This is a genomic window from Flavihumibacter fluminis (assembly GCF_021491375.1).
Classification (GTDB): Bacteria; Bacteroidota; Bacteroidia; order Chitinophagales; family Chitinophagaceae; genus Flavihumibacter; species Flavihumibacter fluminis.
On the sequence record NZ_JAKEVY010000003.1, the window covers coordinates 644,730 to 660,667 of the forward strand.

At 44.6% G+C, this 15,938-nt stretch carries 8 protein-coding genes; 7 read left to right on the forward strand and 1 reads right to left on the reverse strand.

Annotated elements, in window-relative coordinates:
- Nucleotides 1-12: 12 nt before the first annotated feature.
- A complete protein-coding gene (locus tag L0U88_RS14015; RefSeq protein ID WP_234866699.1) occupies nucleotides 13-2,724 on the forward strand; it encodes an alpha-L-rhamnosidase in 2,712 nt (903 codons plus the stop codon).
- Nucleotides 2,725-2,780: 56 nt separating this feature from the next.
- The gene (locus L0U88_RS14020) at nucleotides 2,781-4,367 is read left to right on the forward strand and encodes a GDSL-type esterase/lipase family protein (protein WP_234866700.1); all 1,587 of its coding nucleotides are present in this window, start codon (nucleotides 2,781-2,783) and stop codon (nucleotides 4,365-4,367) included.
- On the opposite strand, the gene L0U88_RS14025 is transcribed toward L0U88_RS14020, so the two are convergent.
- Nucleotides 4,368-5,399 carry a winged helix-turn-helix domain-containing protein gene (locus L0U88_RS14025; protein WP_234866701.1) on the reverse strand — a complete coding sequence of 344 codons (1,032 nt, stop codon included), beginning with the start codon at nucleotides 5,397-5,399 and terminating at the stop codon, nucleotides 4,368-4,370. It lies immediately after the preceding gene.
- Nucleotides 5,400-5,497: 98 nt separating this feature from the next.
- On the opposite strand from L0U88_RS14025, the gene L0U88_RS14030 reads away from it, so the two are divergent.
- The 5 genes from L0U88_RS14030 (at nucleotide 5,498) to L0U88_RS14050 (ending at nucleotide 15,930) form a co-directional block, all read left to right on the forward strand.
- The gene (locus L0U88_RS14030) at nucleotides 5,498-8,935 is read left to right on the forward strand and encodes a ThuA domain-containing protein (RefSeq protein ID WP_234866702.1); all 3,438 of its coding nucleotides are present in this window, start codon (nucleotides 5,498-5,500) and stop codon (nucleotides 8,933-8,935) included.
- A 19-nt stretch (nucleotides 8,936-8,954) separates the two neighbouring features.
- Entirely contained in the window at nucleotides 8,955-11,321 is a 2,367-nt protein-coding gene (locus L0U88_RS14035; protein ID WP_234866703.1) for a TonB-dependent receptor, read from the forward strand.
- 68 nt (nucleotides 11,322-11,389) lie between these two features.
- Nucleotides 11,390-12,472: an L-rhamnose/proton symporter RhaT gene (gene rhaT, locus L0U88_RS14040; RefSeq protein ID WP_234866704.1), complete on the forward strand. Its 1,083-nt coding sequence runs from the start codon at nucleotides 11,390-11,392 to the stop codon at nucleotides 12,470-12,472.
- Nucleotides 12,473-12,493: 21 nt separating this feature from the next.
- Nucleotides 12,494-14,614, forward strand: a complete 2,121-nt coding sequence (locus L0U88_RS14045; protein WP_234866705.1) for a bifunctional aldolase/short-chain dehydrogenase — start codon at nucleotides 12,494-12,496, stop codon at nucleotides 14,612-14,614.
- A gap of 41 nt (nucleotides 14,615-14,655) precedes the next feature.
- The gene (locus L0U88_RS14050; protein WP_234866706.1) at nucleotides 14,656-15,930 is read left to right on the forward strand and encodes a sugar isomerase; all 1,275 of its coding nucleotides are present in this window, start codon (nucleotides 14,656-14,658) and stop codon (nucleotides 15,928-15,930) included.
- Nucleotides 15,931-15,938 lie beyond the last annotated feature (8 nt).

Consider the following 15,938-nt stretch of genomic DNA (forward strand, 5'->3'; position numbering starts at 1 on the left):
CAACGATTGTATATGATTGCCAGAATTTCAGGGAGTATCATACTACTCCTGCTTTGTACCTCCATTTTTTCACAGGTTGCGATTACGAATCTCAAGACAGAAAGCCTTACCAATCCGCTGGGTCTGGATCATCCGCAACCCCGCTTTAGCTGGCAATTAACCGGTACACAACGGGGAATCCGTCAAGCTGCCTATGAACTGGAAGTTCGGCAGGGTGCAATCAATGGTAAACAGGTTTGGCAATCGGCAAAACAATCTTCTGATAGTTCGGTACTGGTTTCCTATAAAGGAGCACCATTGAGTTCCGGTGAAACCTATTTCTGGAGAGTCAGGGTCTGGGATCAGCAAAATAAAGCATCCAAATGGAGCGATTGGGCCTACTGGCATACCGGCGCTTTTGATCCAGGCTTCTGGAAAGCTAAATGGATCGGTGTTGCGAAGGAAGAAGAGGGCAAGCCAAGCCCTGTTCTTCGGCGTTCCTTTAGTACAGCAAAGAAAAAAATCAGGTCCGCTCATTTATACATTACCTCCCTGGGTATGTATGAAGCACAACTAAATGGTAAACGCATTGGGGATGCTTATTTATCTCCCGGCTGGACCAGCTACGATAAACGCCTGCAGTACCAGGTATACGAAGTGAGTGGATTACTGCAACCCGGCGAAAATGTAACTGGTGTTAGTTTGGGTAGCGGCTGGTACAGAAGTTATATCGGTTTTGCCGGACAAAATAATTTCTATGGCAAAGAACTCGCCCTGCTCTACCAGTTGAAAATTACCTACAGTGATGGCAGTACTGACTGGATATTGTCCGATGAAAAATGGAAAAGCTCCTCTGCGGAAGTTCGTTCCTCGGAAATCTATCACGGTGAAACCATTGATAATAACAGAATGCTGAAAGGTTGGGCTGCTCCTGGTTTTGATGATCGCAACTGGGCGCCGGTAAAATTAATGCCCGCCTATACCAAAGCACTGGTTGCTACCCAGAATGAGCCGATCAGAAAAAGAGAAGTATTACAGCCGGTGAAATTTATCACCACTCCCAAAGGTGAGAAAGTGCTGGACTTTGGTCAGAACATGGTGGGCTGGGTGCGTGTGAAAGTTCGCGGTAACAAAGGTGACACTATCTCCATTTATCACGCTGAAGTGTTGGATAAAAAAGGAAATTTCTATACCGAGAATCTGCGTTCCGCCAAACAGTTAAATCAGTTTGTATTATCGGGTAATGGTTTGGAGGAATTTGAACCCAAGTTTACGTTTCAGGGCTTTCGTTATATAAAGATTGAAGGCTTGTCGAAGGATCCTGATCCGGCAGATTATACTGCCTATGTATTATACTCCGATATGCAAAAAACCGGGGAATTTGAAACTTCGAATCCGTTAATCAATCAGTTGCAGAAAAATATTCAATGGGGTCAGCGGGGGAATTTTCTGGATGTGCCTACTGATTGCCCGCAGCGGGATGAGCGACTTGGCTGGACGGGCGATGCACAGGCATTTTATCGCACTGCTACTTTCAACTTTGATGTACGTGCCTTCTTCTCCAAATGGCTGAAAGATCTTTCACTGGATCAGCTTTCCAATGGCGCGGTTCCCTTTGTGGTTCCCAATGTGCTGGGTGAAGGGGCTGTTGGCTCTGCAGGATGGGCAGATGCGGCAACCATCATTCCCTGGCAGCAATGGGTAGTGTATGGCGATCTGCGTACACTGGCTGAACAGTACGCAAGCATGCAGGCCTGGATTAAATTCATGAGCAGTAAGAGCAATAAAAATTTGTGGAATACAGGTTTCCATTTTGGCGACTGGCTGTTTTATCGTCCTGATGATGATACCGACGGCCGTGCAGCTATTACGGATAAATACCTGATTGCACAATGTTTCTACGCATACAGTACCCAGCTTACCATGCAGGCTGCTGAAGTGTTGGGAAAAACGGAGGATGCTGCCAACTACCGGTTACTATTAAACGAAATTAAAAGGGCTTTTCAACAGGAATATCTAACTCCCAACGGAAGGTTGGTTTCTTCCTCCCAAACTGCTTATGTGCTGGCTCTTCAGTTTGATATGTTACCCGAATCCATGCGGCAGCAAGCGGCCAACCGACTGGCAGAAAACGTGAAATCCTATAACAATCACCTTACTACCGGTTTTCTCGGCGCACCTTATCTGTGTAAAGTCTTGTCCCGTTTCGGGCATGAAGACCTTGCTTTCACCTTATTACTGCAGGAAACTTATCCTTCCTGGTTATACCCGGTAAAGATGGGTGCAACCACTATCTGGGAGCGTTGGGACGGCCAAAAGCCCGATAGCAGTTTTCAGAATGCGGGTATGAATTCCTTTAATCATTATGCCTATGGCGCAATTGGAGAATGGATGTATGAACACATAACCGGAATTCAGGCTGATCCCGCTCATCCGGGCTTTAAGCAGTTTTTTGTTCGGCCTCATACAGGTGGAAAGCTGACTTATGCCAAAGCGAGCTTGCATACTGCTTATGGCGAAATGGTTGCAGGATGGAAACTGGAAGATGACCGGTTGATTATGGAGATCGTTGTACCGCCCAATACGATTGCTACAGTTTTTTGTCCGGCTACTTCTGCAGCAGATATTTCGGAATCCGGAAAGCCTTTATTGGGCCGGACAGATCTTGAACCATTGGGAGCTGTTGAGGGCACTATCCCGGTGCGGATCGGATCCGGCAGGTATCGGTTCGAATGCAGAAATTGAATTCCAACTGACCATCAAACTTGAAGTATATTTAGGAGACAAAATCCCCGACAACTATGCAACGATTGATTGTTTTGCTGTTGATAATTGGATGTACTAACAGTATAGGTTATGCGCAGCAGGTAATTAAGTTATACAATGGTAAAGCACCCGGTTCTGAAAATTGGAACTGGACAGAGAAATACCTGGAGAATAGTTCCTGGCAGACTCCGGTGGTTTATAATGTTACCGAACCCAGTATCACGGTTTATCCGGCACCCGCGGGAAATAACACCAATACGGCGGTGATTATAGCTCCTGGTGGGGGCTTTCACGCACTCTCGATTAACAGTGAAGGTATTGATGTTGCCAAATGGTTAAATACAAAAGGAGTTACTGCCTTTGTATTGAAGTATAGATTGGTTAAAAGTCTTACGGATGAACCAACCATTGAAATGGGGAAAGCTATTTCAGGGAACGGCGCCGAGAAATACGATTATGCAACTGTGCTGCCAATGACCATGGAAGACGGACTAAAAGCAGTGGAATATGTTCGAGCGCATGCCGATGAGTTCAACATTGCAAAAAACCGGATTGGTTTTATGGGCTTCTCTGCAGGAGGTAATGTAACAATGTCGGTTGCGTATAATGCAGAAGAAAAAAACCGCCCGGACTTTATTGTTCCGGTTTATGCGTATACAGGAAGATTACCAGGTAAAACAACTGTACCATCTGTTCCAATGCCGGCATTTGTAATTGCAGCTTCGAATGACAATTTGGGACTGGCTCCGCATAGCGTGGATATCTACAACAAATGGCTTGCAGCAAAACAACCGGTGGAATTGCACATGTATGAAACTGGCGGACATGGATTCGGCATGCGCAAACAGAACCTGCATACCGATACATGGATGGAAAGGGTGGCCGACTGGATGGGAGAACATGGCTGGCTATGGCCTGTAAATCCAACCGGATGGAAAGCGAATACCGATTATAAGGGATGGAAAAAAGGTAGTATGGAACAGGAGCTTTTAAATAAAAATGATTGGGCTAATTTCCGCAGGTTTGCGAAAGACAATGAAGCAATCGGTGCACCTAAAGCTGGTGAGCAAAGGGTGGTGTTCATGGGAAATTCCATTACGGAAGGATGGAAAAACAGTCGCCCCGGTTTCTTTTCAGGTCGTCCTTACATCAACCGTGGTATAAGCGGACAAACCACTCCCCAGATGCTGCTGCGTTTCAAACCGGATGTTGTCAACCTAAAACCAAAAGTAGTAGTGATCCTGGCAGGGATAAATGATATTGCGGGTAATACCGGGCCTATGACAATTGAGCAGACCTTTGATAATATTGTTTCCATGGCAGAGATAGCGAAAGCAAATAATATCAAAGTGGTTCTTTGTTCAGTGCTGCCGGCCTATGATTTCCCCTGGAGCCCGGGCAAGGAGCCTGCGGGAAAAGTAGTTGCATTGAATGCACTGTTGAAAGAATATGCCAAAAAGCAGGGACTGGTATACGTAGATTATTTTGGTGCGATGGCGGATGAACGCAAGGGATTGCCGGCGAATTTGGCAAACGACGGCATTCATCCTACGGAAGCAGGATACAAAATCATGGAACCCCTGGTTGAAAAGGGTATTGCCGAAGCAATGAAGAAAAAATAATCAGAGCGATGGACGCAGAGTGAGTTTAAAGGGTACTTCAACTTCACTCAGTTGATTGTCGATAATCATTCTGGCAGTTGCTTCGCCCATTGCTTTGAAATCAGTAGAGATAGTAGTAATGCCGTTCAGAATAAAACGTTTAAGTGGTGTTTCATTGTAGGAGATGATACCTACATCCTGTCCGGGTTGCCATTGCATTTGCTGAATTTTATCCAATAATACCACGAGGTCTTCTTCCATCAGGTTGATATAAACCTCTCCTTTTGAAATGGTCTCCTCTTTGATGTTGGCGACCACTTTATACTGGAAGGCATATTCCCTGCAGAAATGAAGAAAGCCTTTTAGTATTTCATCTGGGAAATACGTGTAGGAAGGAAAAATAATTTTAATGGTATCATAACGCTGGAGAGCAGGCAGTGCTTCCCCGAGGGCGGAAAAAATATCGCGTTCAAAATTTTCATACACTGCGCCGAAAGGACGGTTAATACCCTGGATCTTTTTGTCGAGAAGGATAAGTTGAGCATTTTCTATCGCATTGATTTCCTGGTAAGCCAATTCGCCGCCTTCCAGGAAATGAGGTATGATCACACAATGCGTATAATCTGTTTTGAGATTGCGCAGGAGTTGTTTGAACAGACCGTAATCATTGTTGTAGATATAAAAATCAATTGCTGCTTTTTCACCCAGCATGGATACCATAGAATCGTAGATGATTTTTTTATGTGCGCTGAGTTTGTTGAATAAGAGGAAAACCTGGATGGTTTGGGAAATATCCGTTTTGATTATGAAGTAACCTTTTCCGGGTACGGAGCCGATAACGCCCATTTGCTTCAGATGCCGGTAGGCTTTTTCAGCGGTATCGCGGGAAATATCCAGCTCATAGCTTAATTCATTAATGGAAGGTAGGGGATAGTCGGTTGTAATGCCTCCTGATTCTACCGCTTTAAGCAGGGAACTAATAAGTTGCTGGTATTTGGGTGTTACAGAACGATCATCAATCTGGATATATCTGTAAATATTATCAGATGTCATAGTATAGCAAACAAGTTAAAAAAATAGATTTATTCAATTAGAAAGTATAAATAAATACTGTAGCAATTCGGTAGCTTTAACAAATTTAATTCAATAGCATGCAACGATTCTTCGCCGGAATCCTGGTTTTGGTAGTATCAGGTCTGATTTTTCTTCCCTCTTGTAATTCCCGTCCCGGTAAACCGAAAATTCTTGTTTTTAGTAAAACAGCCGGATTTTATCACAATTCCATTCCTGATGGAATGGCTGCCATTCAAAAATTGGGTGCAGAAAATGGTTTTGATGTGGATACCACAAGAGACGCAACTTATTTTAATGAAGACAGTCTGCGTAATTATTCTGCTGTAGTTTTTTTAAGCACTACAGGTGATGTATTAAACCATTACCAGGAAGCAGCCTTCGAGCGTTATATTCAGGCAGGAGGTGGTTATGCGGGTGTGCATGCTGCTGCAGATACTGAATATGATTGGGGTTGGTACGGCAGAATGGTTGGTGGATATTTTCTGGATCATCCCGGAATTACTGATACATTTCCCAATGTACAGGAAGGTGTATTAAAGGTAGTTGACAATACGCATGCAGCAACCAAACACCTGCCTGCCGACTGGAAACGTACCGATGAGTTCTATAGCTATAAAAAAATGAACAATGCTGTATCTGTGCTCATGAAAATTGATGAGAAGAGTTATAATGGTGGAAAAAACGGTGATGATCACCCGATGTCCTGGTATCATGAATACGATGGCGGTCGCGCTTTTTATACAGCTTTGGGTCATACCAAAGAATCATTTACAGAAGAGGCTTTTTTAAAACATTTGCTTGGTGGTATACAATATGCCATTGGAAAAAATAAAAAGCTCGATTATTCAAAAGCAAAAACAGCGATGGTGCCGGATGAAGATCGTTTCACCAAAACCATGCTGGTAAACGGCACTTTCTTCGAGCCTACCGAACTAACGGTGTTGCCTAACCTGGATATCCTGATTGCGCAAAGAAGGGGCGAGATTCTTTATTATAAGTCCGGCGATTCAACTGTTAAACAGGCACTCTTTCTGAATGCTTACTGGAAAACGGAAACACCGGGAGTAAACGCAGAGGAAGGAGTACTTGGATTACAGGCGGATCCTAATTTTGAAAAGAATAAGCAGGTGTTTATTTTTTACAGTCCGGCCGAAGCTTCCGTAAACCGGTTATCCCGCTTCACATTTGAAAAAGACACGCTGGTTAATGAAAAAGTAGTGCTGGAATTTCATTCCGATCGTAATATATGCTGCCATACAGGTGGTTCCATTGCGTTTGACAAAGACGGATTACTTTATGTTTCAACCGGTGATAATGCTACTCCTTTTGATGAACCCAAACAACCTTATGTAAGTCATGGTTATGCACCGCTGGATGACCGTCCCGGACATCAGCAATATGATGCACGTCGCACTTCCGGTAATGCAAATGATCTCCGGGGCAAAATTCTGCGTATCCGGGTAAAAGAGGATGGCAGTTATGAAATTCCGGATGGTAATCTCTATCCGAAAGGAACGCCCGGAACAAGACCTGAAATTTATGTGCAGGGTAACCGTAATCCCTATCGTATTTCAGTAGATCAGAAAACAGGTTATCTATACTGGGGTGAAGTGGGGCCGGATGCTGGGGTGGACAGTTTTGATACCCGTGGTCCAAGAGGATATGATGAAGTAAACCAGGCCAGGAAAGCCGGTCATTTCGGATGGCCTTTCTTTATTGCCGATAACAAACCCTATTATGAGTATGATTATGGTACGGGAACTACCGGTGCAAAGTTTGATGTAAATAAGCCGTTAAACAACTCCCGCAATAATACAGGTGTTAAAGAACTGCCGGTTCCTCAGTCGGCTTTTATCTGGTATCCCTATGGTCCATCTGCGGAGTTCCCGCAGGTGATGACAGGCGGAAGAAATGCAATGGCGGGTCCTGTATATTACACCGATCGTTTTCCTGCTGAAACCCGGTTGCCCGATTATTATAATGGTAAACTCATTATCTACGACTGGATCAGGGGTTGGGTAAAAGCGGTGACCATGTTGCCCAATGGCGATTTTGATAAGATGGAACCTTTTCTCTCCAATATCCGGTTCAACAGCATGATCGATATGGAAGTAGGTCCGGATGGCAAACTCTATTTCATTGAATATGGAAGTGGCTGGTTCAGCAAGAACCCGGATGCAGGTCTTGGCAGGATCGACTACAATGGTGGCAATCGCGCCCCCAAAGTGGGAACTGTTACACTTGATAAAACCTCTGGTAAACTTCCACTTACGGTAACGGCAAATGTGGAGGCAAAAGATCCAGAGAAAGATAAAATGAGTTATAAGTGGGATTTGGGCAATGGCGTAATCAAGGAAACAACAGAGCCTGCTATAACGCATACATATGAAAAAGCAGGCGACTATGAAATAACAGTAGAAGTGAGCGATCCTTCAAAAGCAAGCAGCAAATCTGCCGGTGCGGCCCTCTATGCGGGCAACATTGCACCTGAGGTAACAGTGATGCTTAAGGGAAATCAGCGCTTTTATTTTCCTGGTATTCCTGTGCAGTATGAAGTGCAGGTGAAAGATGCGGACGATCCGAATGCAGGTAAAGATCTAACAGACTTATACATATCTGCAGATTACGTGGAAGGTTTTGATAAGGCTGGCGCTAATCTTGGTCACCAGGTTGTTTCAGATGTAATCATTGGTAAGAGCCTGATTCAGTCGCTGGATTGTAAATCCTGTCACAAGGAAAATGAAAAGTCGATTGGTCCGGCTTATTTTGAAGTAGCTAAAAAATATGCTGGCCAGGCGGATGCCGCCAGTTACCTGATCAACAAGATGATCAAAGGTGGCGCAGGCGTATGGGGAGAGGTAGCAATGCCTGCGCATCCGGATCTGAAGCCCGGAGATGCGGCTAAAATTGTAAACTGGATTCAATCCCTGAATGCCGGAAACAAACAGAAATCCCTTCCGGTTTCCGGAAGCCTGCAGCCAACATTAGGAAAGCCGGTGAAGCCAAACGGAGCTTTGGTAATCTCTGCCACCTATTCAGATAAAGGCGGACCTGGTTTGCGTTCGCTTTCTTCCTCTGCACAGGCAGCACTCCGGCATCCAATCCTGAATTTTGCAGAAGCTGCTGATATGAAAGATTATTCGGTTATGAATTATAATGGAATGACATTAATGATAGTTCCGAATGGTGCTGGCCATTTTGCAATTCCTGATATTGATCTGACCGGAGTCAAAGGTATACAGCTTACAGCAGGCTGGCAGGAAGCACCGAAGCAGGCGATTGGTTTTGAAGTAAGGCTGGATGCACCGGATGGTAAATTACTGGGAACCATACAGCTTGGAACCACAGGTCATCCGGCTGTAAAACCAGGAAGTTTTGGCGGCACTATGCTTTCAGCAGCAATTGAACCAGTAACTGATGGAAAAATTCATAAACTTTACCTAGTGAGCAAGCCTTCCGGAGAAGGCAGCTTTACAACCCTGGCTTTACAAGGATTGACATTAACAGGTAATTAATTATTTGATCCGATACGATATGAAACGAGTTGGCTTTTTTATTTTATCCGCATTCCTATTAGTTGCTTCAATTGTTCAGGCTCAACAGTCTTTTACATTGAGCGGACGTATAACTGATATCAATAACCGAACTATTGCCAGGGCAACTGTTCGGTTATTGAATAGTGATGAAATACAAAGTACTGATGCCTCCGGCCAGTTTGAGTTCCGGCAATTAGCGCCAGGAAACTACCTGTTGGAAGTTACCGCTATTGGATATGCTATCGCAACCAAAGAAGTACAGATAAAACAAGCAGTTACAGACCTGACTATTCAGTTAACAGAATCGGTTGAGCAACTGGATGAAGTGATTGTGAGTGCTGAGAAAAAGGAACAGCGACTGACTACTATTCCGTATAGCATCAGCTCTTTATCTGCGAAAGAAATCAATCAGTACCGGTTATGGAATACGAGGGAGCTCACGGGTATTATACCCAATTATTTTGCGGGGCATTCCGGTGATGAAAGAAATGTAGTGGGCATACGTGGAATCACCACAACATCCTATGATCCTGCTGTAGCAGTGTACGTGGATGGCGTCAATCAGTTCAGCCTGGATACTTATATCCCCCAGCTCAATGACGTGGAGCGAATTGAAGTGTTGCGTGGGCCGCAGGGAACTTTGTACGGTCGAAATGCCATGGGCGGTGTGATCAATATTATTACCAAACAGCCTTCGAACAAAACAAGGGCTTTTGTAGAACTGACCAATGGCAATTATGATCAGTTCAGGTATACGGCAGGTGTTCAGACACCGGTTGTCAAAGATCGTTTGTATTTTGGAGCAACAGCTTTGATCCAGGGTAGGGATGGGTATTATACCAACGAGTTCAACAACAATAGTTTTGATGAACAGCAAACTATCAGCGGAAATTATTTTCTCAAATACCGCGTGAATCAGCATTGGTCTGTTACTGCGAATTTTAAACATCAGAATAACCGCAACTGGGGAGCTTTCCCCCTCGTAAACGGGGTGGAAACGGCATTGGAAGAACCTTATAAACTAAGCCAGAATGCGGTGGGTAAAATGATTGATAATACCCAGAATGCGAGCCTGGCTGTGCAACATCGTTCTGATAAACTGTTATTCAGTTCACAAACTGCCTTTCAGAAAAACTATCGGTACTATAATTCTCCGCTGGATGGTGATTTTTCTCCCCTGGATGCGGTTTCCATTATCAATGATTATGGCAAAGCATATAACAAGGTTAGCGTGTGGACCCAGGAGTTCAGGTTAACTAATACACCTGCTGCATCCCGATTGAACTGGACTGCTGGAGCCTACCTGTTTTCCCAGCAGGCGCCGGTAAAACAGGCTACTTATTTTGGAGAAGATGCCGGGCTGATCGGGGTGCCCATGACCAATTTCTCTTCCATAACTACATCCAAAGCAAGCAACCGCGGATTGGCATTTTTTGGGCAGCTGGAATATGCGATATCAGAAAAGTGGAATGTGCTGGCAGGATTGCGTTATGATTATGAATCCAAGAAGCTGAATGTACTGGGAGAGTTCCAGCCGGAAGGTGCTGATCCAATGGTGACCCGTCCGGACACATCTGCGAAGGCCGGCTTCTCTGCGGTTTCTCCCAAAGTGGGTATTAGTTATGAAGTGAATGAACAGGGAAGGCTTTTTGCCAACTTCACCCGTGGGTTCAGAACCGGTGGCTTAACCAGTCTGGGATCGGATCCCTCCCAGCCTCCCTTGTTTTCCTACAAACCTGAATACAGCTCGAACCTGGAATTGGGTTTCCGGCAGGAATTATGGAATCGCAAACTGCGCTTAGGTATTACAGTATTCTATACCGAATTAACGGATGCCCAGGTTCCAACCCTGGTGCTTCCTGATGCAATTACCATCACCCGGAATACCGGCAAACTGGTAAGTCGCGGTTTGGAATTCGAACTTTCTTCCAAGCCACTTAAAGGACTGCAAGTTGATTACAATTTCGGAACCACCCGTGCGAAATACAGCTCGCTCAAGGTTTCCAGCAATGGCGATGAAGTGGACCTGAGTGGCAGACGCCAGATCTTTACGCCGGCTGTTACTTCTATGCTGGCTGTTCAGTATGAGCGGATCGTATTTCCAAAAGCACATATGGGTATTCGGGTACGGGGAGAATGGACCTATCTCGGTGAACAATATTTTAATTTATCGAACAGCATCCGGCAATCGCCTTACCAGTTGCTGAATGCCCGGGCAGGGATTTATACACGTCGTTCGGAATTTTATTTCTGGAGCAGGAATATCACCGACCAGCAATATATTTCCTATGCCTATGATTTTGGTGCGGTTCATATTGCACCCCCTGCTACTTATGGGCTGACCTACCGGTATTCCATCAACTAATTGCCGGTCGGGTAACCGACGGGTAACTGCAGGACAGTTGAACAACAACTGTCCTGTATTTTTAAGGTATGCAAGCCATATTAGGAGTACTTTTTCACTTTATAGGAGGATTTGCCTCCGGCAGTTTTTATATACCATACAAAAAAGTTAAGGGTTGGTCCTGGGAAACCTACTGGCTGATCGGAGGATTGTTTTCCTGGCTGATCGTGCCGCCTTTGGCTGCCTGGATCACTATCCCGGGTTTTGCGACAATTATAGCAGAAACAAAGTTCTCCACGCTGGCACTCACCTATTTTTTTGGTCTGCTCTGGGGAATTGGCGGACTCACATACGGACTGGGTGTTCGCTATCTTGGCGTGTCTTTGGGTAGCAGCATAATCCTGGGTTTATGTATGGTATTCGGCGCCCTGATCCCCGCAATTTATTACCAGTTTAACCCGGGTGAAGGCAAGGATACTATCGGCATGCTCACTGGCACCTATTGGGGAGTTACTATTTTAGCAGGATTAGCTATTTGTATTCTCGGCATCATCTGGTGTGGCAAAGCCGGTACACAAAAGGAAAAATTTCTTCAATCCGGAACAACCGATACTACAGCAAACCAGGAATATAAATTTGGAATCGGATTACTGGTTTCGATCATCAGTGGCATCCTGAGTGCCTGCTTCAATTTCGGATTGGAAGCAGGAAAGCCCATGGCAAACACGGCGAATGAAATTTGGAAAGCAGCAAATACTGGTCAGGGTGAATTTCTTTTCCAGAATAATGTTACCTACGTTGTGGTCTTATGGGGTGGACTCACCACCAACCTGATTTGGTGCCTGATTTTAAATTATCGCAATAAGACCTTTGGCGATTATAGCAGCAAAACCGTTCCGCTTGCAAAAAATCTGCTATTCTGTGCACTGGCAGGCACAACCTGGTTCCTGCAGTTTTTCTTCTACGGAATGGGCGAAAGCAAATTGGGGAATGGTCCAAGTTCCTGGATTCTTCATATGGCTTTTATTATACTGGTGGCTAATGCATGGGGATTAATTCTCAATGAGTGGAAAGGCACTCCTGTTAAGGCACGCAGAAATGTTATCATCGGAATTCTGTTGATCATATTGTCTGTATTGGTAGTTGGTTATGGCAATTCCATTCGAAACTGATCATTTATTTGAAACTTATATATGACAACTGCGACGGATCAATTTAAATATGTCAATTATTTATGGGATGCAGATAAAGCAGCTTCCCTGGAGGGTGATGAAGTTGCGCTGCTCTTATACCGCTCCAATTTATTGGGTGCTGATTTACGGTTAACCAATTATGGTGGCGGTAATACATCCTGCAAACTTTTACAACCCGATCCTCTTACCGGCGAGCCGACCGAAGTGATGTGGGTGAAAGGGTCCGGTGGTGATATAGGTACATTGAAAAAATCCGGATTGGCAGCATTGTATCTGAACCGCCTGCATCAATTGGAAACTGTCTACAAAGGTATTGATATGGAAGACCAGATGGTGGAATTGTTTAATCATTGCATATATGATCTGAACAGCAAAGCACCTTCTATTGACACACCCCTTCATGCATTTCTGCCCTTTAAACACATTGATCACCTGCACCCGGATGCAGCCATCGCGATTGCGGCTGCTAAAAATGGCAGGAAGATAACAGAGGAATTATTCAATGGAAAAATCGGATGGGTGGATTGGCAACGACCTGGCTTTGATCTTGGATTGAAATTACGGCAATGCTTAAGCGAAAATCCCGGAATAAGAGGAATTATGCTGGGCTCACATGGTTTATTTACCTGGGGAGATACAGCTTATGAATGTTATATCAATACCCTTGAAGTGGTGGAACAGTGTGCTCAGTATATTGAACAAAAAGTGACGGCTAAAGTCCATCCATTCGGAGGCGAAAAAATCAAAGCTGCTTCAAAGGTCGATCGATATAAACAAGCGGCTGCATTGGCACCTGTACTTCGTGGATTTTGTAGCAGCCAGGTTTCCATGGTAGGGCATTTTACAGATGATGATCGTGTGCTACAGTTTATAAATTCGGTTAACCTTGACCGGTTGGCACCGATGGGTACCAGTTGTCCGGACCATTTTCTGAGAACAAAGATCAGTCCGCTCGTACTGGAAATTGCGCCGGATGCAGACTTGAGCAATACGGATTTGATTCGACAACGGTTAGCTCCTGCTTTTGAAGAATACCGTAACATGTATGCTGATTATTATACAGCATGTAAGCATCCTGATAGTCCGGCTATGCGAGACCCCAACCCTGTAGTGATTTTATATCCGGGAATCGGGATGTTCACTTTTGCTAAGGACAAACAGACAGCCCGGGTAGCAGCGGAATTTTATATCAATGCAATTAATGTGATGCGTGGCGCGGAAGCAATCAGTGAATACACTGCGTTACCAAGACAGGAAGCATTTAATATCGAATACTGGTTACTGGAAGAAGCCAAACTGCAGCGCATGCCGAAGCCTAAAGTACTGACAGGGAAAATTGCGCTGGTTACCGGAAGTGCGGGTGGTATCGGGAAAGCCATTGCAAAAAAATTCGCTGAAGAGGGAGCCTGTGTAGTGCTGAATGACCTGAATGAAGAACGATTGAAAAATGCTGAAACTGAATTTATTCACCAATTTGGAAAAGATCAGGTAAGATCGGTGCTTCTTGATGTAACGGATGGTACATCCATTCAATCCGCGTATGAAAATGTCGTTCTCCAATTTGGTGGAGTTGATATCATCGTCAACAATGCAGGGATCAGTATTTCCAAATCTATAGCTGAACATAGTTTGGAAGAATGGGATCGTTTGTATGATATCCTGGTAAAGGGGCAATTCATGGTATCAAAAGAAGGAATTACCATTCTTCGTAAACAGGGAATAGGAGGAGATATTGTGAACATTGTTTCAAAAAATGCAGTAGTGGCTGGCCCGAATAATCCGGGTTATGGATCCGCGAAAGCAGCACAGGCACATTTGACAAGATTAATGGCGGCTGAATTAGGTGCGGATAAAATAAGAGTGAATGCTGTTAACCCCGATGCCGTTATCGCCGACAGCAATATCTGGTCAGGTGGATGGGCAGAAGGAAGAGCTAAAGCTTATGGTATTTCTGTAGAGGATTTGCCAGCCTACTATGCAAAAAGAACCTTGCTGAATGAAATCATTATTCCCGAAGATATTGCCAATGCCTGTTTTGCATTTGTGGGTGGATTATTGAAAAAATCAACCGGTAATGCGCTTAATGTGGATGGTGGAGTAGGGATGGCGTTCCTTCGCTAGGGATTGTTTGAAAAGCGATAACTTACAAAAAACGATTGACTATGCTTTTGGAAGGCTCTATAATTGAAAAACATAATGAACAGCGACTTCGCCGACATAACCTTAAACTAGCTTCACTGCAGGATGAATTCCCAGAAACAGAGCAAATCATCCGGCAGATCGAAGCCTTTCAGGTGGCGATCCCCAGTTGGGCTTTAGGAACAGGTGGTACAAGATTTGGTCGTTTTTCAGGAGGTGGCGAACCCCGTTCACTGGAAGAAAAAATGGAAGATGTTGGATTGCTGCACCAACTCAATCGGGCCAGTGGAGCAATATCATTGCATATTCCCTGGGATGTTCCGCAAGATCCTGCTGCTATCAGAAAATTGGCTAAGGAATATGGGTTAACATTTGATGCGGTTAATTCGAATACCTTTCAGGATCAACCGCATCAGGCACTCAGTTATAAGTTCGGGTCATTACAACACGTAGATAAGGCTGTACGTAAACAGGCAATTGACCATAACATTGCAGTGATTAAACATGGTGTTGAACTTGGTTCCAAAGCTATTACGGTCTGGCTATCGGATGGATCCTGTTTTCCCGGTCAATTAAATTTCAGAGGAGCATTTGAACGCACATTGGAAAGTTTGCAGGAAATCTATCAGGCACTTCCCGCGGATTGGAAGGTCTTTATCGAATACAAAGCGTTCGAGCCAAATTTTTACAGCATGACAGTAGGGGATTGGGGACAATCCTTACTCTATGCATCAAAGCTGGGCCCCAAAGCCTATACCCTTGTGGATCTTGGCCATCATCTGCCCAACGCGAATATTGAACAGATAGTAGCCTTGCTTTTGATGGAAGGTAAACTGGCAGGGTTTCATTTCAACGATAGCAAATACGGTGATGATGATCTGACTGTAGGCAGTATCAATCCTTACCAGCTGTTTTTAATATTCAATGAACTGGTAGAGGGTATGAATGCAAGAAATATGAATCATGCCAAAGACCTGGGTTGGATGATTGACGCCTCACACAATGTGAAAGATCCGCTGGAAGATCTGATGCAATCTGTTGAAGCTATTCTGATTGCCTATGCGCAAGCCTTATTGATTGACACGGCTGCGCTAAAACAGGCGCAGGCTGCCAATGATGTGGTTCGTTGCCAGGAACTATTACAGGCTGCTTATCGTACAGATCTTCGACCACTCGTTGCGGAAGCACGATTTAGGAAGGGTGGTGCTTTGGAACCCCTTGAACTATTCCGGTCAGAAGCGTTACGAAACACATTGATTAAAAAAAGAGGAGAAAAAACGGTAGCAACCGGACTATAACCAGCGTG